Origin of the sequence: Mycolicibacterium madagascariense (assembly GCF_010729665.1) — a bacterium.
In the GTDB taxonomy this organism is placed as follows: Bacteria; Actinomycetota; Actinomycetes; order Mycobacteriales; family Mycobacteriaceae; genus Mycobacterium; species Mycobacterium madagascariense.
Genome location: NZ_AP022610.1, coordinates 3,407,174 through 3,433,606, shown reverse-complemented (window position 1 = coordinate 3,433,606; position 26,433 = coordinate 3,407,174). Strand labels below are relative to the sequence as shown.

Below are 26,433 nucleotides of genomic sequence, written 5' to 3'. Positions count from 1 at the left end.
GAAGAGGCCGCCCGGAAACGGGCAGGCTTCAACCGACCGCTCAACTAGCACGCGGCGAAAGTCGCGGGTTCGACGCGCGGTCGGCGAAGGCTCGGGTGTGTTGTTTGAGAACTCAATAGTGTGTTTGGTGGTTTTTGTTTGTTGTTTGGCCATCCTCGTGGGGGACTCCCCGTCTTCCTGTGTGGGGGTGGTTTGTTTTATCTTGCCGGTTTTAGGACTGGTTGCTTGGTCAGGTTTCTCTGATTGCGATTTCCACCTGTGCCGTTTGGTGTGGGTTGTTTTTGTTTGGAGAGTTTGATTCTGGCTCAGGACGAACGCTGGCGGCGTGCTTAACACATGCAAGTCGAACGGAAAGGCCCTTCGGGGTACTCGAGTGGCGAACGGGTGAGTAACACGTGGGTGATCTGCCCTGCACTTTGGGATAAGCCTGGGAAACTGGGTCTAATACCGAATACACCCTGCTGGTCGCATGGCCTGGTGGGGAAAGCTTTGCGGTGTGGGATGGGCCCGCGGCCTATCAGCTTGTTGGTGGGGTGATGGCCTACCAAGGCGACGACGGGTAGCCGGCCTGAGAGGGTGTCCGGCCACACTGGGACTGAGATACGGCCCAGACTCCTACGGGAGGCAGCAGTGGGGAATATTGCACAATGGGCGCAAGCCTGATGCAGCGACGCCGCGTGAGGGACGACGGCCTTCGGGTTGTAAACCTCTTTCAGCACAGACGAAGCGCAAGTGACGGTATGTGCAGAAGAAGCACCGGCCAACTACGTGCCAGCAGCCGCGGTAATACGTAGGGTGCGAGCGTTGTCCGGAATTACTGGGCGTAAAGAGCTCGTAGGTGGTTTGTCGCGTTGTTCGTGAAAACTCACAGCTCAACTGTGGGCGTGCGGGCGATACGGGCAGACTGGAGTACTGCAGGGGAGACTGGAATTCCTGGTGTAGCGGTGGAATGCGCAGATATCAGGAGGAACACCGGTGGCGAAGGCGGGTCTCTGGGCAGTAACTGACGCTGAGGAGCGAAAGCGTGGGGAGCGAACAGGATTAGATACCCTGGTAGTCCACGCCGTAAACGGTGGGTACTAGGTGTGGGTTTCCTTCCTTGGGATCCGTGCCGTAGCTAACGCATTAAGTACCCCGCCTGGGGAGTACGGCCGCAAGGCTAAAACTCAAAGAAATTGACGGGGGCCCGCACAAGCGGCGGAGCATGTGGATTAATTCGATGCAACGCGAAGAACCTTACCTGGGTTTGACATGCACAGGACGCTGGTAGAGATATCAGTTCCCTTGTGGCCTGTGTGCAGGTGGTGCATGGCTGTCGTCAGCTCGTGTCGTGAGATGTTGGGTTAAGTCCCGCAACGAGCGCAACCCTTGTCTCATGTTGCCAGCACGTCATGGTGGGGACTCGTGAGAGACTGCCGGGGTCAACTCGGAGGAAGGTGGGGATGACGTCAAGTCATCATGCCCCTTATGTCCAGGGCTTCACACATGCTACAATGGCCGGTACAAAGGGCTGCGATGCCGTGAGGTGGAGCGAATCCTTTCAAAGCCGGTCTCAGTTCGGATCGGGGTCTGCAACTCGACCCCGTGAAGTCGGAGTCGCTAGTAATCGCAGATCAGCAACGCTGCGGTGAATACGTTCCCGGGCCTTGTACACACCGCCCGTCACGTCATGAAAGTCGGTAACACCCGAAGCCGGTGGCCTAACCCCTCGTGGGAGGGAGCCGTCGAAGGTGGGATCGGCGATTGGGACGAAGTCGTAACAAGGTAGCCGTACCGGAAGGTGCGGCTGGATCACCTCCTTTCTAAGGAGCACCACGAGACCTGGTCCCGCCCACAACCGTGTGGGGGTTCGGTGTGCCAGGCGATTCGTTGGATGGGCCGTGACCTGTAGTGGGTGCGGTTCGGGTGCATAAGTAATTCAAGGCGATGAACTCAAAAACGCCGGCGCTCGTCCCTCGTTGATGCGGGGGGTGGGGGTTGGTGGGTCACCAGGCACACTGTTGGGCTTTGAGACAACAGGCCCGTGGTTCCCTGGCCACTGCGTGTGGTGGGAGGCGTGTTGTTGCCCCAGGTTTTGGTGGTGGGGTGTGGTGTTTGATTCGTGGATAGTGGTTGCGAGCATCGATTCGCAGCAGTCGTGTGGACTCGTCGGGTCACCGCGTGTCGTCCCTCTTTCGGGGGGTGGCGGTGGTGGTTCGTGTCGGGTTCGCGTCGGTCTGGTGTGGGTCGTTGTGGTGTAATTTCTTCGATTGTGTTGTGCATGCGCGTGTGTGAGCACGCGTGTGTGGTTTTTGTGTTGTAAGTGTTTAAGGGCGCATGGTGGATGCCTTGGCATCAGAGGCCGATGAAGGACGTAGGAGGCTGCGATAAGCCTCGGGGAGCTGTCAACCGAGCGTTGATCCGAGGATGTCCGAATGGGGAAACCCAGCACGAGTGATGTCGTGTTACCCGTATCTGAATGCATAGGGTGCGGGAGGTAACGCGGGGAAGTGAAACATCTCAGTACCCGTAGGAAGAGAAAACAATTGTGATTCCGTGAGTAGTGGCGAGCGAAAGCGGAGGATGGCTAAACCGCAGGCATGTGATACCGGGTAGGGGTTGTGTGTGCGGGGTTGTGGGACCCATTTGTCTAGGGCTACCTCCCTGGAGGGCAGTGAGAAAGTGTCGTGGTTAGCGGAAGTGGCTTGGGATGGCCTGCCGTAGACGGTGAGAGCCCGGTACGTGAAAACCCGACGCCTGCCTTGGATGGTGTTCCCGAGTAGCAGCGGGCCCGTGAAATCTGCTGTGAATCTGCCGAGACCACTCGGTAAGCCTGAATACCTTCTGATGACCGATAGCGGATGAGTACCGTGAGGGAATGGTGAAAAGTACCCCGGGAGGGGAGTGAAATAGTACCTGAAACCGTGTGCCTACAAGCCGTCAGAGCCCTCCTTCGTGGTGGGGTGATGGCGTGCCTTTTGAAGAATGAGCCTGCGAGTCAGGGACATGTCGCGAGGTTAACCCGTGTGGGGTAGCCGCAGCGAAAGCGAGTCTGAATAGGGCGTATCCGCACAGGAGTGTGTGGTGTAGTGGTGTGTTCTGGACCCGAAGCGGAGTGATCTACCCATGGCCAGGGTGAAGCAGCAGTAAGATGTTGTGGAGGCCCGAACCCACTTAGGTTGAAGACTGAGGGGATGAGTTGTGGGTAGGGGTGAAAGGCCAATCAAACTCCGTGATAGCTGGTTCTCCCCGAAATGCATTTAGGTGCAGCGTTGCATGGTCCTTACTGGAGGTAGAGCTACTGGATGGCCGATGGGCCTCACAAGGTTACTGACGTCAGCCAAACTCCGAATGCCGGTAAGTCAACAGTGTGGCAGTGAGACGGCGGGGATAAGCTCCGTGCGTCGAGAGGAAACAGCCCAGATCGCCGACTAAGGCCCCTAAGCGTGTGCTAAGTGGAAAAGGATGTGCAGTCGCGAAGACAACCAGGAGGTTGGCTTAGAAGCAGCCACCCTTGAAAGAGTGCGTAATAGCTCACTGGTCAAGTGATTGTGCGCCGATAATGTAGCGGGGCTCAAGCACACCGCCGAAGTCGCGGCAACGAGCACACCTTCGGGTGTGACGTTGGGTAGGGGAGCGTCCTGCATCCGGTGAAGCCACCTAGTGATGGAGTGGTGGAGGGTGTGGGAGTGAGAATGCAGGCATGAGTAGCGATAAGGCAAGTGAGAACCTTGCCCGCCGAAAGACCAAGGGTTCCTGGGCCAGGCCAGTCCGCCCAGGGTGAGTCGGGACCTAAGGCGAGGCCGACAGGCGTAGTCGATGGACAACGGGTTGATATTCCCGTACCCGTGTGTGCGCGTCCGTGATGAATCCATTCTGCTAACCGTCCAAAAGGCGGGTCATCGATCCCTTCGGGGTGAGAGGCCGGCTGGCTGCACGGGACCCGGGTGGGTAGTAGTCAAGCGATGGGGTGACGCAGGAAGGTAGCCGTACCAGTCAGTGGTAATACTGGGGCAAGCCGGTAGGACGAACGATAGGCAAATCCGTCGTTCACATGAGTCCGAGAGGTGATGCATAGCCGAGTGAGGCGAATTCGGTGATCCTATGCTGCCAAGAAAAGCCTCTAGCGAGTTCGCACACGGCCCGTACCCCAAACCGACACAGGTGGTCAGGTAGAGAATACCAAGGCGTACGAGTGAACTATGGTTAAGGAACTCGGCAAAATACCCCCGTAACTTCGGGAGAAGGGGACCCTTACCGTCATCACCCTTGCGGTGGGCAGCGGTGGGGGTCGCAGAAACCAGTGAGAAGCGACTGTTTACTAAAAACACAGGTCCGTGCGAAGTCGCAAGACGATGTATACGGACTGACGCCTGCCCGGTGCTGGAAGGTTAAGAGGACCGGTCAATCACGCAAGTGGTGAAGCCGAGAATTTAAGCCCCAGTAAACGGCGGTGGTAACTATAACCATCCTAAGGTAGCGAAATTCCTTGTCGGGTAAGTTCCGACCTGCACGAATGGCGTAACGACTTCTCAACTGTCTCAACCATAGACTCGGCGAAATTGCACTACGAGTAAAGATGCTCGTTACGCGCGGCAGGACGAAAAGACCCGGACCTTCACTACAACTTGGTATTGGAGTTCGTTACGGTTTGTGTAGGATAGGTGGGAGACTGTGAAACCGACACGCCAGTGTGGGTGGAGTCGTTGTTGAAATACCACTCTGATCGTATTGGGCTTTAACCTCGAACCGTATATCCGGTTCAGGGACAGTGCCTGGTGGGTAGTTTAACTGGGGCGGTTGCCTCAAAAGAGTAACGGAGGCGCCCAAAGGTTCCCTCAACCTGGACGGCAATCAGGTGTTGAGTGCAAGTGCACAAGGGAGCTTGACTGCGAGACGTACATGTCGAGCAGGGACGAAAGTCGGGACTAGTGATCCGGCACCCCCGAGTGGAAGGGGTGTCGCTCAACGGATAAAAGGTACCCCGGGGATAACAGGCTGATCTTCCCCAAGAGTCCATATCGACGGGATGGTTTGGCACCTCGATGTCGGCTCGTCGCATCCTGGGGCTGGAGCAGGTCCCAAGGGTTGGGCTGTTCGCCCATTAAAGCGGCACGCGAGCTGGGTTTAGAACGTCGTGAGACAGTTCGGTCTCTATCCGCCGCGCGCGTCAGAAACTTGAGGAAACCTGTCCCTAGTACGAGAGGACCGGGACGGACGAACCTCTGGTCTACCAGTTGTCCCACCAGGGGCACGGCTGGATAGCCACGTTCGGACAGGATAACCGCTGAAAGCATCTAAGCGGGAAACCCTTCCAAGACCAGGTTTCTCACCCATCAAGTGGGATAAGGCCCCCCGCAGACCACGGGATCGATAGACCAGACCTGAAAGACCAGCAATGGTTGCAGGGAACTGGCACTAACCGGCCGAAAACTTACACACACACCACCGGCACACCCCCACCACAAGGCAGCCGGCACCAACACACCGTGTGTAAACACACCACAACGTCGCCTCGCAACCACGACACCACGAACCCAAACAGACCACACCCCACCACCAAAAACACCACCAGGGGCTTAAAAAAAAATAGAGTTACGGCGGCAACAGCGGCAGGGAAACGCCCGGACCCATCCCGAACCCGGAAGCTAAGCCTACCAGCGCCAATGATACTAACCACACGGTTGGAAAAGTAGGACACCGCCGAACACCCTTTAAGAATCACCCCCCACATTTACGTGGGGGGTGATTCTCTTTTAAGGACGATTGCGCCGGAAGCCATTCTTCGCGGAATGCCGAATAGCGCCGTATCCTTTTTGCGGAACGCTGAGCAGAACAGGGAAGGTCGAAGTGGCCCAGGACAGGCAACGCGGAGGCGACGAGCGGCGGCCCCGCCGAACGCCCGATGCCGGCGCGTCGCGACGGGGCGCGGGTGATCGTCGCAACGCGCCGCCGGGGTCGCGCCCGGACCGGGTTCGTCGACCACGGCCGCCATCAGAGGATGCGCGCTCCGAGGGCAGTGCGCCACCGATTCCCGCGGACGTCGAGGCCAAGCAGTTGGCACCGGACGTTCGCGGCGAACTCATGACCCTGGACAAGGCAACGGCCGACTACGTCGCCAAGCACCTCGTCGCCGCGGGCGAGAATCTCGAGGACGATCCCGAACTGGCGCTGCGGCATGCGCAGGCCGCGCGGACGCGGTCCGGCCGGATCGCCGCCGTCCGCGAAGCCGTCGGCATCGCGGCCTATCACTGCGGTGACTGGGCGCAGGCGCTCTCCGAATTGCGGGCCGCCCGCCGCATGGGCAGCAAGTCGCCCCTACTGCCGATGATCGCCGACTGCGAACGCGGGGTCGGGCGCCCCCAGCGGGCCATCGATCTGTCCCGCACCCCGGAGGCCGAGGAACTCACCGGCGACGAGGCCGACGAGCTGCGCATCGTCGTCGCGGGCGCCCGTTCGGATCTCGGTCAGCACGAGCAGGCCCTCGCCGCACTCTCCACGCCGTCGCTCGATCCGCAGCGGACGGGGCTGACCGCGGCGCGCCTGTTCTATGCCTACGCCGACACGCTGCTGGCGTTGGGCCGCAACGACGAAGCGCTGCAATGGTTCATCCACGCCGAGGCAGCCGACACCGACGGCGTGACCGATGCCGACGAGCGAATCACGGAGTTGAGCTGAGTGGCGACCCTCGCACAGGAACACGATTGTCTGCTGCTGGATCTCGACGGCACGGTCTTTCGCGGCCAGCAGCCCACCGAGGGGTCCGTCGAGACCCTGACGTCCCTCGACGGCGTCCGCGTGCTGTTCGTGACGAACAATGCCTCGCGCGGTCCCGACGAGGTCGCCAAGAATCTGGTGGCGATGGGGTTCTCGGTGCACGCCGACGACGTCGTCACCAGCGCGCAGAGTGCGGCGCACCTGTTGGCCAACCAAATCGACTCTGGCGCAGCGGTATTGATCATCGGTACCGACGCACTGGCCGATGAGGTGCGAGCGGTCGGCCTGCGACCGGTCCGCACGTTCGCCGAGGACCCCAAGGCCGTCGTGCAGGGGCACTCGCCGCAGACCGGCTGGGCCGAGCTGGCGGAGGGGGCGCTCGCGATCCGCGCCGGCGCGCTGTGGGTCGCGGCGAACGTCGACCGCACCCTGCCGTCCGAGCGCGGACTGCTCCCCGGCAACGGCTCGATGGTCGCCGCACTCGAGACGGCGACCGATCAGCGGCCACAGGTCGCGGGCAAGCCGCAGCCGCCGCTGCTCCTGGATGCGTTGGCCCGAGGCGACTTTCAGCGCCCGCTGGTGGTGGGCGACCGACTGGACACCGACATCGCCGGCGCCCACGCCACCGAATTGCCGAGCCTCCTGGTCCTCACCGGTGTGAGTTCGGCGGCCGACATGATCTACGCCGACGCCGCGCAGCGGCCGGACTACCTCGCCGCGGATCTGCGCGCGCTGACGTCGGCCGACGCCGAGGCGCTGCGGGTGGCGCCGAACCCGTCCTGGCGCGTGGAGGTGGGACCGCAGGACGTCACCGTGCATTCGACGGGCCCCGACGCCGACGATCCGCTGAGCGTCGTGCGGGCGGTCGCGAGCGCCGTCTGGGGGTCCAGCGTCGACGGTGTGCGCTTCTCGATCCTGGCCGGCGACGACACCGCCCGGCAGGCACTGCAGCGCTGGTCGCTGGTCGACGCCGGCAATCCGATAGCGTGAGTCTCGACATGACGACCGATCCCGATCAGATCCGCAGCCAGGTCGCGGCGCTGCTCGCCGAGCTGCCCGATCCGTCGGCCGACGACGCCGACCACGCCGACGTCGAGCACATCGCCGCACGCCTGGAGCAGGCCCACGACCTGTTGGTGCGGGCGCTGGAATCCGTCGAGAGGTAAGCGGTGACTCGGCGCGCTCGTGTTGATGCCGAGCTGGTCCGGCGTGGCCTCGCGCGGTCCCGGCAACAGGCGGCCGAGCTGATCGGCGCCGGTCGGGTCAGCATCGACGGTATGCCCGCCGCGAAGCCGGCCACCGCGGTCAGCACCGACGCCAAGCTCGCCGTCACCGGAACCGACGAACGCGTCTGGGTGTCGCGGGGCGCGCACAAGCTCATCGGCGCCCTCGACGCATTCGACGTCGCGGTGCACGGGCGACGATGCCTCGACGCCGGTGCGTCGACCGGCGGCTTCACCGAGGTCCTGCTGGACCGCGGCGCCCGGCAGGTCGTGGCGGCCGACGTCGGCTACGGCCAGCTCGCGTGGTCGCTGCGATCCGACGACAGGGTCGTCGTCGTCGAGCGCACCAACGTCAGGTCGTTGACCGCCGACGCGATCGGCGGACCGGTCGACCTGGTGGTCGCCGACCTGTCGTTCATCTCGCTGGGCACGGTGCTGCCCGCGCTCGTCTCCTGCGCGTCGGACGACGCCGATATCGTTCCCATGGTGAAGCCACAATTCGAGGTGGGCAAGGACCGGGTCGGGGCCGGGGGCGTGGTCTCCGATCCCGCGGTCAGGGCCGACGCGGTGTTGTCGGTGGCGCGCCGGGCGGTCGAGCTCGGCTGGCTGCCCGTCGACGTCACGTCCAGTCCGTTGCCCGGACCGTCGGGCAACGTCGAGTTCTTCCTGCGACTGCGGGCCAGCACCGACCGTCCCCTGCTGGGCGAATCACTCGAGGATGCGGTACGTCGAGCCATCGAAGAGGGGCCCCAATGACCGGCGAGCGCCAGGTTCTGCTCGTCGTCCACACCGGTCGGGACGAGGCCACCGAGACCGCCCGCCGGGTGGAGAAGGTGTTGGCGGAGAACGGGATTGGTCTGCGCGTGCTCGCCGCCGAGAGCGTCGACCACCAGCCGCTGTACCTCGGGGCCGCCGAGCTGGACGCGATCGGCGTCGAGGTGGAGGTCGTCGATGCCGACGAGCGCGCCGCCGAGGGGTGTGAGATGGTGCTCGTCCTCGGCGGTGACGGCACGTTCCTGCGGGCCGCCGAATTGGCCCGCAACGTCGAGATCCCCGTGCTGGGGGTCAACCTGGGCCGCATCGGATTCCTGGCCGAGGCCGAGGCGTCGGCGATCGACACCGTGCTCGAGAAGGTCATCAGCCGGAACTACCGCGTCGAGGAGCGCATGACGCTGGACATCGTCGTGCGCGTGGACGGCAAGATCACCCACCGCGGCTGGGCGCTCAACGAGGCCAGCCTGGAGAAGGGGCCGCGGCTCGGCGTGCTCGGGGTCGTGCTGGAGGTCGACGGCCGTCCGGTGTCGGCATTCGGGTGCGACGGCGTTCTGGTGTCGACGCCCACCGGGTCGACGGCCTACGCGTTCTCGGCCGGTGGCCCCATCCTTTGGCCCGACCTCGAGTCGATCCTGGTGGTGCCCAACAACGCTCACGCCCTGTTCGCTCGCCCGATGGTCACCAGCCCGGACGCGTCGATCGCGATCGAGGTCGAGGCCAGCGGGTACGACGCGATGGTGTTCTGCGACGGCCGCCGCGAGATGGTGGTGCCCGCCGGCGGTCGTCTCGAGGTCACCCGCTGCGGCACGCCGCTGAAGTGGATCCGCCTGGACAGCGCACCGTTCACCGATCGACTGGTACGCAAGTTCCAATTGCCGGTGACCGGCTGGCGGGGGCACCGTGCTCGCTGAGATCCGCATTCAAGAGCTCGGCGCGATCAGGGCGGCCACCGCGGAGTTCGATCGCGGCCTCACGGTGCTGACGGGGGAGACCGGAGCCGGCAAGACGATGGTCGTCACCGGCCTGCATCTGCTCGGCGGTGCGCGTGCCGACGCCAGCCGGGTGCGGTCGGGTTCGGAGCGTGCGGTGGTCGAGGGCCGGTTCACCACGACCGAACTGGGCGGGGTGGTGGCGGAGCGCATCGACGAGATCCTCGACTCCTCGGGCGCCGACCGCGACGACGACGGCAGTGTCATCGCCGCGCGCTCGGTCAGTCGTGACGGCCCGTCGCGCGCGTACCTCGGCGGCCGTAGCGTGCCCGCCAAGTCGCTCAGCACGTTCACCACCGAACTCCTTGCGCTGCATGGGCAGAACGATCAGCTCCGGTTGATGCGATCCGACGAGCAGCGCGCTGCCCTCGACCGGTTCGCCGACGTCGCCACACCGCTGACGCGGTACCGCGCACTGCGCGACGAATGGCTGGCGCGGCGGCGTGACCTGACCGACCGTCGGCGCCGGGCCCGGGAACTGGCGTTGGAGGCCGACCGGCTGCAGTTCGGTCTCGGCGAGATCGACGCCGTCGCCCCCGAACCCGGTGAGGACGAGTCGCTGGTGGCCGAGATCCGCAGGTTGTCCGAATTGGATGCCCTGCGCGACGCGGCTCAGACCGCCCGGGTCGCGCTGTCCGGCGAGGTCGACGATTCCGGTCAGGGCGCGGTCTCGGCGGTCGACGCGATGGCGCAGTCGAAGGCGGTGCTGCAGTCCACCGACGACGCGGTGCTCCGCGCGCAGGGCGAGCGATTGGGCGAGGCGCTCGCCATCGCCGGTGACGTCGCCGCCGAGCTCGGTGCGTACCTTGCCGACTTACCCAGCGACGCAAGCACTTTGGAATCCAAGCTGGCGCGGCAGGGGGAGTTGAGGAACCTCACCCGCAAGTACGCCGCCGACGTCGACGGCGTGCTGGCGTGGGCCGATGAGGCCCGGGGCCGGCTCGCCCAGCTCGACGTGTCCGAGGAGACGCTGGCGGGCCTGCAGCAGCAGGTCGACGATCTCGAGGGCAAGGTCGTCGCGGCCGCCGCCGACGTCACCAAGGTGCGGACCAAGGCGGCCAAGGCCATGGCGAAGGCCGTGACGGCTGAGCTCGCCGGGCTGGCGATGGCGGGTGCGGGTTTCGCGATCACGGTCGGCCCGCTGCTGGCCAGGGCGGACGACTCGGCGCCGCTGACGCTCCCCTCCGGTGAACTGGTGCACGCGGGTCACGACGGCGTCGACGCCGTGGAGTTCGGGTTCACGCCGCACTCGGGGTCCGACGTCCTGCCGCTGGCCAAGAGCGCCTCGGGCGGCGAGCTGTCGCGGGTGATGCTGGCTCTGGAGGTGGTGCTGGCCGCGTCGGCCGAGGGCACCACGATGGTCTTCGACGAGGTCGATGCCGGGGTCGGCGGTCGGGCCGCCGTGCAGATCGGCAAGCGGCTGGCGCGGCTGGCCCGCACGCACCAGGTCATCGTCGTCACGCACCTGCCCCAGGTGGCGGCGTACGCCGACGTCCACCTCGTCGTCGACAGCGGCTCGGGCAAGGGGAAGTCGAGTGAGGTGCGGCGCCTCGACGACGACGACCGCGTCAGCGAGCTGGCCCGGATGCTCGCCGGACTCGGCGAATCCGACAGTGGCCGAGCACATGCCAGGGAACTGCTCGAGTCGGCGCACCGCGAATCCGAGACCGAACCGTCGGCATGACCGTGTTGCGCATGTGACAGAAGGGAACTTCTGAGGCTGGTGTTACGGCGCGCCTCCACCTCAACTTGAGGGTTGGCCGACACAATCCCGGTATGAAGATGTCAGCGCTGCTCTCGCGTAATGCCGGCTCCCGTCCCGGCGTATCCGGCACGGCTCGCGTCGACCGCGACATCGACCGCCTGTTGCGCCGCGTGGGTCCCGGGGACATCGTCGTCATGGACGCGCTCGACCTCGACCGGATCACCGCCGACGCCCTGGTGGATGCGCAGATCGCCGCCGTCGTCAACGCGTCCCCCTCGATCTCGGGTCGCTACCCCAATCTCGGCCCGGAGGTCCTCGTCGCCAACGGTGTCGTGCTCATCGACGAGGCGGGCGTCGAGGTCTTCAAGAAGGTCAAGGACGGCGCGAAGGTGCGGCTGCACAACGGCGGCGTCTACTCCGGTGACCGCCGCATCGCGCACGGCACCGAGCGCAACGACGAAGAGATCCACGACCTCATGCACGAGGCCAAGAGCGGCCTGGTCGCCCACCTCGAGGCGTTCGCCGGCAACACCATCGAGTTCATCCGCAGCGAGAGCCCGCTGCTGATCGACGGCATGGGCATTCCGGACATCGACGTCGACCTGCACCGCAGGCACGTCGTCATCGTGGCCGACGAAGCCGACGCCGCAGAGGATCTCAAGGCGCTCAAGCCGTTCATCAAGGAGTACCAGCCCGTGCTGGTCGGGGTCGGCGCCGGCGCCGACGTGCTGCGCCAGGCCGGTCACCGGCCCGCGCTCATCGTGGGCGATCCGGAGGAGATGAGCGTCGAGGTGCTGCGCTCCGGTGCGCAGGTCGTGCTTCCCGCCGACGCCGACGGCCACGCCAAGGGTCTCGAGCGCATCCAGGACCTCGGCGTGGGCGCGATGACCTTCCCCGCCGCCGGATCAGCCGCCGACCTGGCGATGCTGCTGTGCGACCACCATGGGGCGTCGCTGATCGTCACCGCCGGTCACAACGCCAGCATCGAGGAGTTCTTCGACCGCACCCGCCAGCAGAGCAACCCCTCGACGTTCCTGACGCGGCTCAAGGTGGGCGAGAAGCTCGTCGACGCCAAGGCCGTCGCCACGCTGTACCGCAGCCGGGTCTCGGGCGGCGCGATCGCGCTCCTGGTGCTGGCCATGCTGGTGGCCGTGATCGCCGCGCTGTGGGTGTCGCGTGCGGACACCGTCGTGATCGATTGGCTCACCCAGTACTGGAACCAGTTCTCCCTGTGGGTGCAGGGCCTGGTCACCTGACCCGTCGGTCACCGCTCACATCCTTCGGAGGTCTCGTGATTTCCCTTCGCTCGCATGCCATTTCGCTGGCTGCGGTGTTCCTGGCCCTGGCCGTCGGGGTAGCCCTGGGCTCCGGTCTGCTGTCGAACACGCTGCTGGCCGGGCTCAAGGACGACAAGGCGCAACTGCAGAACCAGATCAACGGGTTGACCGACCAGAAGAACGCGCTGAACCAAAAGCTCGACGCCGCAGCCGACTTCGACGCGCAGATGTCGCCGAGAATGCTGCGCGACGCCATGAAGGGCAAGTCGGTCGTGATGTTCCGTACCCCGGACGCCGCCGACGACGACGTCCAGGCCGTGTCGCGGCTGGTGGGTCAGGCCGGCGGCGTCGTGACGGGCACCGTGACGCTGACCAAGGAGTTCGTCGACGCCAACTCCTCGGAGAAGCTGCTGTCGGTGGTCAATTCGCCCATCGTGCCGGCGGGCCGCCAGCTCAGCACGACGTCGGTCGACCAGGGGTCGCAGGCGGGCGACCTGCTGGGCATCGCCCTGCTGACCGGTCGGGATCCGGCCGCCCCCGCCGTCGACGACGGCCAGCGCGACGCCGTGCTGAGCGCGCTGCGGGACACGGGCTTCGTCACCTACGGGTCCGACCGGATCGGCCCTGCGGAGACGGCGGTGATCGTGACCGGTGGGGGACTCGCCGACGATGCGGGCAACCAGGGCGCGACGGTGGCCCGGTTCGCCGCCGGGCTGGCTCCGCACGGCACGGGCACGCTGGTCGCGGGCCGGGACGGGTCGGCGTCTGGAACCGGGGCCGTCGCGGTGGTCCGCGCCGACGCCAGCTTGAACGGGTCGGTGAGCACGGTCGACGACGTCGACAGCCAGTCGGGTCGGATCACCTCGGTGCTTGCGCTGCAGGAGATGACCGGCGGTGGCCGTCCCGGCCAGTACGGCATCGGCCGCGGCGCGGCGTCGGTGACCGTCGCCCAGTAGGCCCTTCGCGTCGCCTCCGCCGGTCGATCGGCGCGTCAGCGACGAGTTGTCGGGGTGGGTGTTAGGGTGAGTTTCCGTGGGTCCGCAGGCCCCAAGCCATTCGCCACGGAGGTGCACTTGCCAGGCCGAGCCAGTCCGTTACGCAGGCACCCGCAGACCACGACCAAGCATCTGTTCGTCAGCGGCGGGGTGGCGTCCTCGCTCGGCAAGGGCCTCACCGCGAGCAGCCTCGGCCAGTTGCTCACCGCGCGCGGTCTGCAGGTCACCATGCAGAAGCTCGATCCCTATCTCAACGTGGACCCGGGCACCATGAACCCGTTCCAGCACGGCGAGGTGTTCGTCACCGAGGACGGCGCGGAGACCGACCTCGACGTCGGCCACTACGAGCGCTTCCTGGATCGCAATCTGTCGGGCTCGGCGAATGTGACCACGGGGCAGGTGTATTCGACCGTGATCGCCAAGGAGCGCCGCGGTGAGTACCTCGGCGACACCGTGCAGGTGATCCCGCACATCACCGACGAGATCAAGCGCCGCATCCTGGCGATGGCCGCACCGGACGACGAGGGCAACCGTCCCGACGTCGTCATCACCGAGATCGGTGGCACGGTCGGCGACATCGAGTCGCTGCCCTTCCTCGAGGCCGCCCGTCAGGTCCGCCACGAGGTCGGTCGCGAGAACGTGTTCTTCCTGCACGTGTCGCTGGTGCCCTACCTCGCGCCATCGGGGGAACTGAAGACCAAGCCGACCCAGCACTCGGTGGCCGCGCTGCGCAGCATCGGCATCAGTCCGGACGCGCTGATCCTGCGCTGCGACCGCGACGTGCCCGAGCCGCTGAAGAACAAGATCGCGCTGATGTGCGACGTCGACGTCGACGGCGTGATCTCCACCCCCGACGCGCCGTCGATCTACGACATCCCGAAGGTGCTGCACCGCGAGGAACTCGACGCCTACGTGGTGCGCCGGCTCAACCTGCCGTTCCGCGACGTCGACTGGACCGAGTGGGACGACCTCCTGCGGCGCGTGCACGAGCCGCAGGAGACCGTGCGAATTGCCTTGGTGGGCAAGTACATCGACCTCTCCGATGCCTACCTCTCGGTGGCGGAGGCGCTGCGGGCCGGTGGCTTCCGGCACCGCGCCAAGGTCGAGATCCGCTGGGTCGCCTCCGACGACTGCGAGACCGACCCCAGCGCGGCGTTGGCGCTCAACGACGTGCACGGGGTGCTCATCCCCGGCGGGTTCGGCATCCGTGGCATCGAGGGCAAGCTCGGCGCCATCAAATATGCCCGCAGGCAAGGCATTCCAGTGCTCGGCCTCTGCCTCGGCCTGCAGTGCATCGTGATCGAAGCCGCGCGCTCGGTCGGCATCGAGGACGCCAACTCCGCCGAGTTCGACCCGGAGACGCCGGACCCGGTGATCTCCACGATGGCCGATCAGCAGGACATCGTGGCGGGGGAGGCGGACCTCGGTGGCACCATGCGATTGGGCGCGTATCCCGCTGTGCTGCAAGAGGATTCGATCGTCGCGCAGGCCTACCAGTCGACGCAGGTGTCCGAGCGGCACCGGCACCGCTACGAGGTCAACAACGCCTACCGCGACCGCATCGCCGAGAGCGGACTGCGCTTCTCCGGCACCTCACCCGACGGCCACCTGGTCGAGTTCGTGGAATACGACGCGGCGGTGCACCCGTTCATCGTCGGGACCCAGGCGCACCCGGAGCTGAAGAGCAGGCCGACGCGGCCGCATCCGCTGTTCGTCGCGTTCGTCGGGGCCGCCCTGGACTACAAGGCCGCCGAACGGCTGCCCGTCGAGCTGGCGACCCAGCGGTCCAACGGCGCCGAGCTGCCAGAACCCGCGCACCGTGGCTGAGCACGACTTCACCACGCTCGACAGCGAGACCCTCTACGTCGGGAAGATCTTCGCGCTGAGGGCCGACGAGGTCGGGATGCCGGGCGGTGGCACCGCGCGCCGCGAAGTCATCGAGAACTACGGCGCGACGGGCATCGTCGCCTTGAACGAGAACGACGACGTGGCGCTGATCCTCCAGTACCGCCACCCGATCGGCCGGCGACTGTGGGAGCTGCCCGCGGGCCTGCTCGACGTCTCCGGGGAGGCGCCGCACCTCAGCGCCGCCCGTGAGCTGGAAGAGGAAGCGGGCCTGCGCGCCCGTGACTGGGGCGTGCTGGTCGACGTCATCTCCGCGGCGGGCTTCAGCGACGAGAGCGTGCGCATCTACCTGGCCACCGGGATCACCGACGTCGGCCGCCCCGACGCGCACGACGAAGAGGCCGACCTGACGCTGCAGTGGTTTCCGCTCGCCGACGCGGTCGACATGGTGCTGACGGGCACGATCGTCAATTCCCTTGCCGTGGCGGGCATTCTGGCCGCTCACACCGTCAGGCGCGATGGCCGGGCGGTGCGCCCCGTCGACACGCCGTGGCCCGACCGGTCGACCAGGTTCGCCACGAGGATGGCCGAGGGGTGACGACCGCCGTCCGACAGCTCGACGATCAGGTGCAGGGGTACCTCGACCACCTGACGATCGAGCGCGGGGTGGCCGACAACACGCTCAGCTCCTACCGGCGCGACCTGCGGCGCTACGTCGCCCACCTCGCCGCCCGGGGCATCGACGACGTGGGGAAGGTCGCCGAAGACGACGTCAGCGAGTTCCTGGTGTCGCTGCGCGTCGGCGACGAGGAACTCGGCCACGTCCCGCTGTCGGCGGTGTCCGCGGCGCGCGCGCTGATCGCGGTCCGCGGGTTCCACCGGTTCGCCGCCGCCGAGGGGCTCAGCACCGCCGACGTCGCCCGCGGGGTCAAACCCCCCACCCCGAGCCGTCGGTTGCCGAAGAGCATCAGCCTCGACGAGGTCGTCGCGCTGCTGGAGGGCGCCGGCGGCGACGGCGAGACCGACGGGCCACTGACGCTGCGCAACCGCGCCCTGCTCGAGGTGCTGTACTCGACCGGCGCGCGCATCTCCGAGGCCGTCGGCCTCGACGTGGACGACGTCGACACCGAGTCACGGTCGGTCCTGCTACGCGGCAAGGGCGGCAAGCAGCGGTTGGTGCCGATCGGGCGGCCCGCGGTCGCCGCGCTGGACGCCTACCTCGTCCGCGGCCGGCCGGACCTGGCCCGCCGCGGCAAGGGCGCTCAGGGCGCGATCTTCCTCAACTCCCGCGGCGGCAGGCTGTCGCGGCAGAGTGCATGGCAGGTGTTGCAGGACGCCGCCGAGCGGGCGGGCATCGCGGCCTCGGTGTCACCGCACACGCTGCGGCACTCCTTCGCCACGCACCTGCTCGAGGGCGGCGCCGACGTCCGCGTCGTCCAGGAATTGCTCGGCCACGCCTCGGTCACCACGACGCAGATCTACACCCTGGTCACCGTGTCGGCGCTGCGCGAGGTGTGGGCGGGCGCCCATCCGCGGGCCCGGTAGGCATGAGCGCGCCCGAGCACCAGGTCGTCGTCATCGGTGCGGGGATGGCCGGCCTCGGCGTCGCGCTGTGCCTCAGTGATCTCGCGGTGCGGTCCGTACTGGTGGACCGCGATGCCCGGGTCGGGGCGTCCTGGCGCAACCGCTACGACGCGCTGCGGCTGAACACCGGGGCACGCTACTCGCACCTGCCAAAGCGGCCGTACGCCAAGGGAACTCCGCAGTTCCCCACCCGGGATCAGGTCATCGCCCACCTCGACGAGCACGCCGGGCAGCGCGGCATCGAATGGCGCATGAACACCCCCGTCGAACGGGTGGTCCGCCGGACCCCGAGCGGGTGGGGCGTCGTCACCGGAGAGGGCATCGTCGACACCGCGCACGTCGTGGTGGCGACCGGGCCCGCGCACACCCCGTCCCTGCCGGACTGGCCGGGCTCCGAGTCATTCGCCGGCGAGGTGCTGCACTCCTCGGCCTACCGCAACCCCGCGCCGTTCGCCGGCAAGCGCGTGCTCGTCGTCGGAGCGGGTTCCTCCGGGATGGAGATCGCCCATGATCTCGCGAAGGGGGGAGCCGCCAAGGTCTGGCTGTCGGTGCGCACGCCGCCTAACCTGCTGCCGCGCACGGGTCCACTGGGGCAACCGAACGACGTCCTGTCCCGGCCGCTGTACCGGATACCGCCGCGCTGGGCCGACGCCATCTCCCGACGACGGCGTCTGGCGGCCTTCGGCGACCTCACCGACCTCGGTCTGCCGATCCCGGAGGAGGGCCCGTTCAGCAGGGCGCACCGGCTGGGGGTGTCGCCGTCGCTGGTGGATCCCGACGTCGTGGACGCCGTCCGCGACGGCTCGGTCGAGGTGGTGGCGGCCCTGACGTCGTTCGAGGGCACGTCGGCGGTCCTCACCGACCGGGCCCGGCTGGCCGCCGACGCCGTCATCGCGGCGACGGGCTACCGCAACGGGCTCGCGCCGCTCGTCGGGCATCTCGGCGTGCTGACCGATGCGGGCAGGCCGATGGCGCACGGTGACGTGGCCGCGGCGCCGGGCCTGTGGTTCCACGGTCTCATGCCACGGCCCTCCCTGATCGGGTACACGAGCATGCAGTCGCAGCGACTGGCGGGGCGCATCGCCCGCGAGATCGCCGAGGCCGGGCGCCCCAGGAGGGGCAAGCTGTTCTGAGCGGGTGCCCTATCGTGAGGCGGGCGGACCGGTCCTCCGCGTGGCGAGTGAGGTGATGGCGTGGTCCGTGCCGACGCGCAACGCAATCTCGCCGCGGTGCTGCAGGCCGCCAAGGAGGTCTTCGCCGAATCGGGCGTCGACGCTCCGGTGCGGGCGATCGCGGCCCGGGCCGGAGTCGGCGTCGGCACCATCTACCGCCACTTCCCGCAACGCTCGGACCTGGTCGCAGCGGTCTTCCGCCGGGAGGTGGACGCGTGCGCCGCGGCTGCACCGATCCTCGCCGCCGAACTGGGTCCCGTCGACGCGCTCGCCAGCTGGTTGCAGCGCTACACCGGATTCATCGCCACCAAGCGTGGCCTGGCCGCCGCCCTGCACTCGGGTGACCCCGCCTTCGATCCGTTGCCCGCCTACTTCGCCGAACGGCTCGGACCTGCGCTGGAATCGCTGCTCGGCGCCGCGGTCGCCGCGGGCGAGATCCGCGCCGGCATCGATCCGATCGACCTGCTGCATGCGGTCGGCAACCTGACCGTTCCCACCCCGGGAAACGACGGGACGCACACCCAGGTGATGGTCGAACTGCTCGTCGACGGCCTGCGCTATGGCGCGGGCACGCATTAGTCGGCCCAGGTCGCGCGGGTCTGGCGTGTGAGGCGTTCCCATCCCGTTAAACTCCATGCGATGTTCGCCCAGCCCGAAGGATGCCTGACCGGCGGCGGTCCCGCGTGACCGACGACGGCAGCACCACCGACGGCATCAGCCACACCGGCCGCCCACCCCGACCGATTCCGGAACCGAAGCCCAGAAGCGTGCACGGCCCGGCGAAGGTCGTGGCGATGTGCAACCAGAAGGGCGGGGTCGGCAAGACCACCTCGACGATCAACCTGGGTGCGAGCCTCGCCGAATACGGCCGCCGGGTGTTGCTGGTCGACCTCGATCCGCAGGGCGCGCTGTCCGCGGGCCTCGGCGTGCCGCTCTACGAACTCGACCAGACCGTGCACAACCTGCTCATCGAGCCGCGGGTGTCCATCGACGACGTGCTGATCAAGACCCGCGTCAAGGGCATGGACCTGGTACCCAGCAACATCGACCTCTCCGCAGCGGAGATCCAGCTGGTCAACGAGGTCGGCCGCGAACAATCGCTGGCCCGTTCGCTGCATCCGGTGCTGGACCGCTACGACTACGTGCTGATCGACTGCCAGCCATCGCTGGGCCTGCTCACCGTCAACGGGCTCGCCTGCTCCGACGTCGTGATCATCCCCACCGAATGCGAGTACTTCTCCCTGCGCGGGCTCGCGCTGCTGAACGACACCGTCGACAAGGTGCACGACCGGCTCAACCCGAAGCTGACCATCGGCGGCATCCTCATCACGCGGTACGACCCCCGCACCGTGAACTCGCGCGAGGTGATGGCGCGGGTCGTGGAGCGGTTCGGCGACCTGGTGTTCGACACCGTCATCACCCGCACCGTGCGCTTCCCCGAGACCAGTGTCGCCGGCGAGCCGATCACCACGTGGGCACCGAAATCGGCTGGCGCGCAAGCGTATCGATCGTTGGCGCGTGAGGTCATCGACCGGTTCGGCGCGTGAGCTCGCCGGCACCCGAGGAATCACCGCAGACCGGTTTCCAGGTCAAGCTGACCAACTTCGAGGGCCCGTTCGACCTGTTGCTCCAGCTGATCTTCGCCCATCGGATGGACGTCACCGAGGTCGCCCTGCACCGGGTGACCGACGACTTCATCGCCTACACCAGGGACATCGGCCGACAGCTCGAGCTCGACGAGACGACCGCGTTCATCGTGATTGCCGCCACCCTGCTCGACCTCAAGGCGGCCCGGCTGCTGCCCGCCGGCGAGGTGCACGACGAAGAGGATCTGGCGTTGCTCGAAGTGCGCGACCTGTTGTTCGCGCGGCTCCTGCAGTACCGGGCGTTCAAGCACGTTGCCGTGATGTTCGGCGAACTCGAGGCCGCCGCGCTGCGTAGCTACCCGCGGGCGGTGTCGCTCGAGGAGCACTTCTCCGACCTGTTGCCCGAGGTCATGCTGGGTGTGGACGCCGAGAGCTTCGCCCAGATCGCGGCCTCGGCGTTCACTCCGCGTCCGGCGCCGATCGTCGGGACCGACCACCTGCACGTGCAGGGGGTGTCGGTTCCCGAGCAGGCGCGGCTGTTGCTGAACATGCTCGAGGAACGCGGGATCGGGGCCTGGGCGTCGTTCTCTGACCTGGTGTCGGACTGCGGGGCCACCATCGAGATCGTCGGGCGGTTCATGGCGCTGCTCGAATTGTTCCGTGCTCACGCGGTAGCATTCGACCAGCCAGAACCGCTTGGTGTGCTGCAGGTTTCGTGGACCGGGGATCGCCCCACCAGCGAATACCTGGCGGCGGCGGTGGAAGAGTGAGAAACGCGCAATGACTGACGAACACCCGGGTCCCGACCCTGCCCTCGATCTGGGCGACGCGGACCTCGGCATCGACGTCGCAGCACACCCCGAGATGTCCGACGCCGAACTCGGCGCGGTCCTGGAAGCGTTGCTGCTGGTCGTCGACACCCCGGTGACCGTGGACGCCCTGGCGGCCGCGCTGGATCAGCCCGCTTACCGGGTGGCGGCGAAGCTGCGACTGATGGCCGACGAGTTGACGGCCCGCGACAGCGGCATCGATCTGCGCGAAGCGGGCGGCGGCTGGCGGATGTACACGCGGGCCCGCTACGCCCCCTTCGTGGAGCGGTTGCTGCTCGACGGGACCCGCACCAAGCTCACCCGAGCGGCGCTGGAGACGCTGGCGGTCGTGGCGTACCGCCAGCCGGTCACCAGGGTCCGGGTCAGCGCGGTGCGCGGCGTCAACTGCGACGCGGTCATGCGCACCCTCCTCGCCCGCGGCCTGATCACCGAGGCGGGCACCGACTCCGACACCGGCGCAACGACATTCGCGACGACCGAGCTGTTCCTGGAGCGCCTCGGGCTCTCGTCGCTGACCGACCTGCCCGACATCGCGCCGCTGTTGCCCGACGTGGACAACATCGACGACATCACCGAATCATTGGCCGAGGAGCCACGTTTCGTGAAGTTGGGCGTGGTGCCCGACGATCGCACGGTGGCCTTCGACGTGGACAAGGACTGACATGGCTGACGGAGACGACGGCACCCGACTGCAGAAGATCCTCTCGCAGGCGGGGGTGGCGTCGCGCCGTGTCGCGGAACGGATGATCCGCGACGGCAGGGTGGAGGTCGACGGCCACGTCGTGACCGAGATGGGTACCCGCGTCGACCCGGAGACCTCCGAGATCCGGGTCGACGGCGTGAAGATCCGCCTCGACGACACGATGGTGTACCTCGCCATCAACAAGGAACGCGGCATGCACTCCACGATGTCGGACGACCAGGGCAGGCCCTGCGTCGGAGACCTCGTCGAATACCGGGTCCGGGGGAACAAGAAGCTGTTCCACGTGGGCCGCCTCGACGCCGACACCGAGGGATTGCTGATCCTGACCAACGACGGCGAGCTGGCGCACCGCCTGATGCACCCCTCCTACGAGGTGCCCAAGACCTATCTCGCCACGGTCCTCGGTTCGGTGCCGCGCGGTCTCGGCAAGAAGCTGAAGGCCGGCATCGAATTGGACGACGGCCCCATTCACGTCGACGACTTCGCGATGGTCGACACGGTGCCGGGCAAGTCCCTGGTGAAGGTGACGCTGCACGAGGGACGCAAGCGCATCGTGCGCCGGATGATGGAGGCGGTCGGCTTCCCGGTCACCGATCTGGTCAGGACCGACATCGGCACGGTGTCCCTCGGCGAGCAGAAGCCGGGCAGCATCCGGGTTCTGACGAGTAAAGAGGTCGGCGAGTTGTACAAGGCGGTGGGACTGTGAGCGGCCCGGTGACGATTGCCGTCGATGGACCGGCGGGTACCGGAAAGTCCTCGGTATCACGGGGTTTGGCGCGTCGACTGCACGCCCGATACCTGGACACGGGCGCGATGTACCGGATCGTGACGCTGGCCGTGCTGCGGTCCGGAACCGATCTTGAGGACGTCGACGGCGTGGCCGAGGTGGCCGCGCAGGTGGACTTCACGGTGGGCTTCGATCCCGACGAAGATCTGTACTTCCTTGGCGCAGAGGATGTCTCGAGTGAGATTCGCGGTGACGCCGTCACCAAGGCCGTGTCCGCGGTGTCGGCGGTGCCCGACGTTCGAACGCTCCTGGTGGCCAGGCAGCGCGAGCTAGCCGACGGGTCGGTCACCGTGGTGGTCGAGGGTCGCGACATCGGCACCGTGGTGCTGCCCGACGCCGACGTGAAGATCTTCCTCACCGCCTCGGCGGAGGAGCGGGCCCGGCGGCGCAACGACCAGAACGTCGCGGCAGGCCAGCCCGGTGACTACGAGGCCGTGCTGGCCGACGTGCGTCGCCGGGACCACCTCGACTCGACGCGGGCGGTGTCGCCGCTGCGGGCAGCCGACGATGCGATCGTCGTCGACAGCAGCGACATGTCCGAAGCCGAGGTCGTGGCGCATCTGCTGGACCTCGTCGAGCAGCGGCAGCGGACTGGAGCATCACGATGAGCGACGACGACGCCGACGTGGCCGACGGCACGTGGAGCGACGAAACCGATTGGGAGCTGGCGCCGGACGGCATCGACGTCGGCGATCTCGAAGCGGACTACGCCCCGCCGCCGGTGGTGGCCGTGGTGGGTCGTCCCAACGTCGGCAAGTCGACCCTGGTGAACCGCATCCTGGGGCGCCGCGAGGCCGTCGTCCAGGACATCCCCGGCGTGACGCGTGACCGGGTGTCCTACGACGCGAACTGGCTCGGTCGTCGCTTCATGGTGCAGGACACCGGCGGGTGGGAGCCCGACGCGAAGGGACTGCAGAGTCTGGTCGCCGAGCAGGCGAGCGTCGCGATGCGCACCGCCGACGCGATCATCCTGGTGGTCGATTCGATCACCGGCGCCACCAGTGCCGACGAGGCCGCGGCCAAACGGCTGCAACGCTCGGGAAAGCCAGTCTTCTTGGCGGCCAACAAGGTCGACAACGAAAAGATGGAGTCCGAGGCGGCGCTGCTGTGGTCGCTGGGGCTGGGGGAGCCGCATCCCGTCAGCGCGATGCACGGCCGTGGCGTCGCCGACCTGCTCGACGCCGTGCTCGCCGTATTGCCGGAGTTGTCCGAGATCGCCTCGGGCGCGGGCGGTCCGCGCCGCGTCGCACTCGTCGGCAAGCCCAACGTCGGCAAGAGCTCGCTGCTGAACCGGTTGGCCGGTGACGAGCGGTCGGTGGTGCACGACGTCGCGGGGACGACGGTGGATCCCGTCGACTCGCTCATCGAATTGGACGGCAAGCTCTGGCGTTTCGTCGACACCGCGGGTCTGCGTCGCAAGGTGGGCCAGGCCAGCGGACACGAGTTCTACGCGTCGGTGCGCACGCATGGAGCGATCGACGCGGCGGAGGTGGTCGTGGTGATGATCGACTCGTCGCAGCCGCTCACCGAACAGGACCAGCGGGTGCTGTCGATGGTCATCGAGGCGGGTCGGGCCGTCGTGCTCGCCTTCAACAAGTGGGACCTCATGGACGAGGACCGGCGCTTCCTGCTCGACCGCGAGATCGACCTGTCGCTCGAGCAGGTGCAGTGGGCGCAACGCGTGAACATCTCGGCAAAGACCGGGCGCGCGGTGCAGAAGTTGGTGCCCGCCTTGGAGAGTGCGCTGGCGTCCTGGGACAAGCGCGTCCCCACCGGGCCACTCAACACGTACGTCAAGGAGATCGTCGCCGCGACGCCGCCGCCGGTGCGTGGCGGCAAGCAACCGAAGATCCTGTTCGCGACGCAGGCGACGGCGCGGCCACCGACCTTCGTGCTGTTCACCTCGGGCTTCCTGGAGGCGGGTTATCGGCGATTCCTCGAACGCAAGCTGCGCGAGAAGTGGGGCTTCGAGGGCAGTCCCATCAAGATCAACGTCCGCGTGCGCGAGAAGCGCGGCGCGGGCGCCAGGAAGCGTTAGGGCTCAGACGTCCGAGCTCTCCCGCCACAGGTCGATGCCGGAATCCGAAGCGTAGCGGTCGATTTCGGCGAGCTCGTCGGCGCTGAAACCGAGATTGTCCAGGGCGCCGAGGTTTTCGTCGAGTTGGGCGACGCTGGAGGCGCCGATCAGGGTCGAGGCGACCGTCGGCTCGCGCAGCACCCAGGCCAGCGCGAGCTGCGCCAGTGACTGGCCGCGCCGCTTCGCGATCCCGGCGAGCCCCTTGAGGCGCTCGCTGACCTCGTCGGTGACCAGGTCGTCGTCGAACGTGGGTCGCGCCGTGGCGCGGTCGATCTCGGCAGCGGAGCGTTCGAGATAGCGGTCGGTCAGCAGGCCCTGCGCCAGCGCGGTGAACGCGATCGCTCCCATGCCGACCTTGGCGAGCTCGGCGGTGAGGCCGTTCTCGATCCAGCGGTTGAGCAGTGAATAGGACGGTTGGTGAATCACCAGCGGGGTGCCCAGGCGCTGCGCGATGGCCGCGGCCTCGGCGGTCTTGGCGGCCGAGTACGACGAGATGCCGACGTAGCGCGCCTTGCCCGCCCGCACGGCGGTGTCGAGGGCGCCGATCGTCTCCTCGAGCGGCGTCACCGGATCGATGCGGTGGGAGTAGAAGACGTCGACGTAGTCCAGGCCGAGCCGGTCCAGGGATTCGTCGAGGCTGGCGAGCAGGTAGGTGCGACCGCCAAGCTGACCGTAGGGCCCCGGCCACATGTCCCAACCGGCCTTCGACGAGATGATCAGCTCGTGGCGGTAGGGCTTGAAGTCGCGGCGCAGCATCCTGCCGAAGTTCTCCTCGGCTGATCCGTACGGCGGTCCGTAGTTGTTGGCGAGGTCGAAATGCGTTATGCCGCAATCGAAGGCGTGGCGCAGCACCTCACGCTGGACGTCGAAGGGCCGGTTGTCGCCGAAGTTGTACCAGAGCCCCAGCGAGATGGCGGGCAGGAGCAGACCCGAGGTCCCCACGCGGCGGTAGGGCATCGAGTCGTAGCGGTTCTTGGACGCCACCCAGGGATCGTGGGTGAACGGGACGTCGGAGATGGCGAGATCGTCGGTCATCGGGTCATCGTAGGCGGGCTAGATGTATGAGGCCATGACGTTGGTGACGCCGTTGGTCATTCTTGATGCTGGCGGGTGGCCGCCGATGGCTCCATGTGGGCGGTGGTAGTTATGGTGGATGTTCCAGATCTTGAGGGCGTCGGTGCGTTGTTGCTCCGAGGTCCAGGTGCGCGCGTAGAGGAACTCCTCGGCAAGGATACGGTTAAAGCGCTCGACTTTTCCGTTGTGGCGCGGTGTGTATGGCGTGATGCGTTGATGGCGGGCGCCGTGAAGTACTTTGGCGAGGTCGTTAGCCCGGTAGCATGATCCGTTGTCGGTGACGATTCGGTCGATGTGGTGAATTCCGTGCACGGCGAACCACGCTCGCGCCCGGTGTACGAAGCCGATGGGTGTTGTGGCCCGCTCATCGCTTAACGCTTCGGTGTAGGCCAGTCGGGAATATCCGTCCACGGCCGAGTGAAGGTATACGTACCCTGCCTTCCTGCCAGCCCTAGTGGCTGAGGCGACAGCTTTCGCCTGTGTGCTGTCTCTGCCGTGCACGCGCCAGCCTCCGCCGTCTGGGATGCGTCCTACCTTCTTGACGTCCACGTGGACCATGTGGCCTGGGCGAAGGGCGCTGATCGTGCGCGGTATTCGATTGGACTGTCCGTCCGCGTCGATGAAGCGCCGGCGATTCAGTCCCAGGTCGAGCAGTATTCGTGAGACGGTGCGGCGGCTGATATCGATATCGCGTTGGATGTGTAGTTCGTGGGCAATGCGAGAAGCTGACCATTTGCGTTCTCGGCGCAGCCGCTCGATTGCTTCGACTGTTGGTGCTGCCGTGGCCGTTGGCTGGCGGTGTGGCGCTGACGATCGGTCGTGCAAACCCAGTTCACCGTATCGACGAAATCTGTTGACCCACTTCGATGCACATGCCCGTGATATCCCCATCTCTGCAGCAACGTGTGCGATCGGTCGGGTTTGACACCGATGCACCAGTCGGCGGCGTCCTTCTACGGACAGGGGTGCGTTTCTATGGGGCATACGGTCCTTGTCTTCGTATGGGCTAGTTGAGGAAAGGGGTATAGACGCCGTTGTGGGCGGATCAGGCGAGCAAGGGATGGGCTGCCGGATTCGCTGTCGGGACTTCACCGCCTCCGATCGCGGAGGTTGCGT

At 66.7% G+C, this 26,433-nt stretch carries 21 protein-coding genes and 3 rRNA genes; 22 read left to right on the top strand and 2 right to left on the bottom strand.

What is annotated here, in order from left to right:
- The first annotated feature begins 282 nt into the window (after window positions 1–282).
- From G6N60_RS16120 to der, 22 genes are all read left to right on the top strand, one after another.
- Window positions 283–1,802 (top strand): 16S ribosomal RNA (locus G6N60_RS16120).
- A gap of 494 nt (window positions 1,803–2,296) precedes the next feature.
- Window positions 2,297–5,421: ribosomal RNA gene (locus tag G6N60_RS16115) — 23S ribosomal RNA — on the top strand.
- Window positions 5,422–5,575: 154 nt separating this feature from the next.
- A 5S ribosomal RNA gene (gene rrf / locus G6N60_RS16110) occupies window positions 5,576–5,688 on the top strand.
- Together the 16S, 23S and 5S rRNA genes form the textbook arrangement of a ribosomal RNA operon.
- A 141-nt stretch (window positions 5,689–5,829) precedes the next feature.
- Window positions 5,830–6,657, top strand: a complete 828-nt coding sequence (locus G6N60_RS16105) for a tetratricopeptide repeat protein (protein WP_163739171.1) — start codon at window positions 5,830–5,832, stop codon at window positions 6,655–6,657.
- Window positions 6,658–7,686 carry an HAD-IIA family hydrolase gene (locus tag G6N60_RS16100; RefSeq protein WP_163739169.1) on the top strand — a complete coding sequence of 343 codons (1,029 nt, stop codon included), beginning with the start codon at window positions 6,658–6,660 and terminating at the stop codon, window positions 7,684–7,686.
- 8 nt (window positions 7,687–7,694) lie between these two features.
- Window positions 7,695–7,862: a hypothetical protein gene (locus G6N60_RS28145; protein WP_170312566.1), complete on the top strand. Its 168-nt coding sequence runs from the start codon at window positions 7,695–7,697 to the stop codon at window positions 7,860–7,862.
- Between the two features lie 3 nt (window positions 7,863–7,865).
- Window positions 7,866–8,675: a TlyA family RNA methyltransferase gene (locus G6N60_RS16095; protein ID WP_163739167.1), complete on the top strand. Its 810-nt coding sequence runs from the start codon at window positions 7,866–7,868 to the stop codon at window positions 8,673–8,675.
- Window positions 8,672–9,604: an NAD kinase gene (locus tag G6N60_RS16090; protein WP_163739165.1), complete on the top strand. Its 933-nt coding sequence runs from the start codon at window positions 8,672–8,674 to the stop codon at window positions 9,602–9,604. Before G6N60_RS16095 ends, G6N60_RS16090 begins: the two co-directional genes overlap by 4 nt.
- Window positions 9,594–11,366: a DNA repair protein RecN gene (gene recN / locus G6N60_RS16085; RefSeq protein WP_163739164.1), complete on the top strand. Its 1,773-nt coding sequence runs from the start codon at window positions 9,594–9,596 to the stop codon at window positions 11,364–11,366. Before G6N60_RS16090 ends, recN begins: the two co-directional genes overlap by 11 nt.
- A gap of 92 nt (window positions 11,367–11,458) precedes the next feature.
- Window positions 11,459–12,643, top strand: coding sequence for a putative cytokinetic ring protein SteA (gene steA / locus G6N60_RS16080; protein ID WP_163739162.1), 1,185 nt, complete (start codon window positions 11,459–11,461; stop codon window positions 12,641–12,643).
- Between the two features lie 35 nt (window positions 12,644–12,678).
- A complete protein-coding gene (locus tag G6N60_RS16075; protein WP_163739160.1) occupies window positions 12,679–13,620 on the top strand; it encodes a copper transporter in 942 nt (313 codons plus the stop codon).
- 117 nt (window positions 13,621–13,737) lie between these two features.
- A complete protein-coding gene (locus tag G6N60_RS16070; RefSeq protein ID WP_163739158.1) occupies window positions 13,738–15,486 on the top strand; it encodes a CTP synthase in 1,749 nt (582 codons plus the stop codon).
- Window positions 15,479–16,102, top strand: coding sequence for an NUDIX domain-containing protein (locus G6N60_RS16065; protein WP_163739156.1), 624 nt, complete (start codon window positions 15,479–15,481; stop codon window positions 16,100–16,102). Before G6N60_RS16070 ends, G6N60_RS16065 begins: the two co-directional genes overlap by 8 nt.
- The gene (xerD, locus tag G6N60_RS16060; RefSeq protein WP_163739154.1) at window positions 16,099–17,049 is read left to right on the top strand and encodes a site-specific tyrosine recombinase XerD; all 951 of its coding nucleotides are present in this window, start codon (window positions 16,099–16,101) and stop codon (window positions 17,047–17,049) included. Before G6N60_RS16065 ends, xerD begins: the two co-directional genes overlap by 4 nt.
- A gap of 2 nt (window positions 17,050–17,051) precedes the next feature.
- Complete coding sequence (locus G6N60_RS16055; RefSeq protein ID WP_163739152.1) at window positions 17,052–18,221, top strand: flavin-containing monooxygenase; 1,170 nt, start codon at window positions 17,052–17,054, stop codon at window positions 18,219–18,221.
- A 60-nt stretch (window positions 18,222–18,281) separates the two neighbouring features.
- The gene (locus tag G6N60_RS16050; RefSeq protein WP_163739151.1) at window positions 18,282–18,839 is read left to right on the top strand and encodes a TetR/AcrR family transcriptional regulator; all 558 of its coding nucleotides are present in this window, start codon (window positions 18,282–18,284) and stop codon (window positions 18,837–18,839) included.
- An 80-nt stretch (window positions 18,840–18,919) separates the two neighbouring features.
- Window positions 18,920–19,807, top strand: coding sequence for a ParA family protein (locus G6N60_RS16045; RefSeq protein ID WP_372510913.1), 888 nt, complete (start codon window positions 18,920–18,922; stop codon window positions 19,805–19,807).
- Entirely contained in the window at window positions 19,804–20,616 is an 813-nt protein-coding gene (locus tag G6N60_RS16040; protein WP_163739147.1) for a segregation/condensation protein A, read from the top strand. The genes G6N60_RS16045 and G6N60_RS16040 overlap by 4 nt, the downstream gene beginning before the upstream one ends.
- Before the next feature lie 10 nt (window positions 20,617–20,626).
- Window positions 20,627–21,337 (top strand): SMC-Scp complex subunit ScpB, encoded by a 711-nt coding sequence (scpB, locus tag G6N60_RS16035; protein WP_163739145.1) that lies wholly within the window; start codon window positions 20,627–20,629, stop codon window positions 21,335–21,337.
- A 1-nt stretch (window position 21,338) separates the two neighbouring features.
- A complete protein-coding gene (locus tag G6N60_RS16030; RefSeq protein ID WP_163739143.1) occupies window positions 21,339–22,085 on the top strand; it encodes a pseudouridine synthase in 747 nt (248 codons plus the stop codon).
- Window positions 22,082–22,774 carry a (d)CMP kinase gene (gene cmk / locus G6N60_RS16025; protein WP_163739142.1) on the top strand — a complete coding sequence of 231 codons (693 nt, stop codon included), beginning with the start codon at window positions 22,082–22,084 and terminating at the stop codon, window positions 22,772–22,774. Before G6N60_RS16030 ends, cmk begins: the two co-directional genes overlap by 4 nt.
- The gene (gene der / locus G6N60_RS16020; protein ID WP_163739140.1) at window positions 22,771–24,204 is read left to right on the top strand and encodes a ribosome biogenesis GTPase Der; all 1,434 of its coding nucleotides are present in this window, start codon (window positions 22,771–22,773) and stop codon (window positions 24,202–24,204) included. Before cmk ends, der begins: the two co-directional genes overlap by 4 nt.
- A gap of 3 nt (window positions 24,205–24,207) precedes the next feature.
- Here the strand turns inward: der and G6N60_RS16015 are convergent, their stop codons facing one another.
- Entirely contained in the window at window positions 24,208–25,278 is a 1,071-nt protein-coding gene (locus G6N60_RS16015) for an aldo/keto reductase (RefSeq protein WP_163739137.1), read from the bottom strand.
- An 18-nt stretch (window positions 25,279–25,296) separates the two neighbouring features.
- On the bottom strand, window positions 25,297–26,301 hold the full coding sequence (locus G6N60_RS16010) for an IS481 family transposase (protein WP_163739133.1): 1,005 nt from the start codon (window positions 26,299–26,301) through the stop codon (window positions 25,297–25,299).
- Between the last annotated feature and the right edge of the window lie 132 nt (window positions 26,302–26,433).

Bases quoted from the DNA above. Each gene is read 5' to 3' on its own strand.
- scpB (WP_163739145.1), top strand. From the start codon at position 20,627: ATGACTGACGAACACCCGGGTCCCGACCCTGCCCTCGATCTGGGCGAC.
- G6N60_RS16055 (WP_163739152.1), top strand. From the start codon at position 17,052: ATGAGCGCGCCCGAGCACCAGGTCGTCGTCATCGGTGCGGGGATGGCC.
- der (WP_163739140.1), top strand. From the start codon at position 22,771: ATGAGCGACGACGACGCCGACGTGGCCGACGGCACGTGGAGCGACGAA.
- G6N60_RS16045 (WP_372510913.1), top strand. From the start codon at position 18,920: ATGCCTGACCGGCGGCGGTCCCGCGTGACCGACGACGGCAGCACCACC.
- G6N60_RS28145 (WP_170312566.1), top strand. From the start codon at position 7,695: ATGACGACCGATCCCGATCAGATCCGCAGCCAGGTCGCGGCGCTGCTC.
- G6N60_RS16030 (WP_163739143.1), top strand. From the start codon at position 21,339: ATGGCTGACGGAGACGACGGCACCCGACTGCAGAAGATCCTCTCGCAG.
- steA (WP_163739162.1), top strand. From the start codon at position 11,459: ATGAAGATGTCAGCGCTGCTCTCGCGTAATGCCGGCTCCCGTCCCGGC.
- G6N60_RS16010 (WP_163739133.1), bottom strand. From the start codon at position 26,301: ATGCCCCATAGAAACGCACCCCTGTCCGTAGAAGGACGCCGCCGACTG.
- G6N60_RS16090 (WP_163739165.1), top strand. From the start codon at position 8,672: ATGACCGGCGAGCGCCAGGTTCTGCTCGTCGTCCACACCGGTCGGGAC.
- G6N60_RS16015 (WP_163739137.1), bottom strand. From the start codon at position 25,278: ATGACCGACGATCTCGCCATCTCCGACGTCCCGTTCACCCACGATCCC.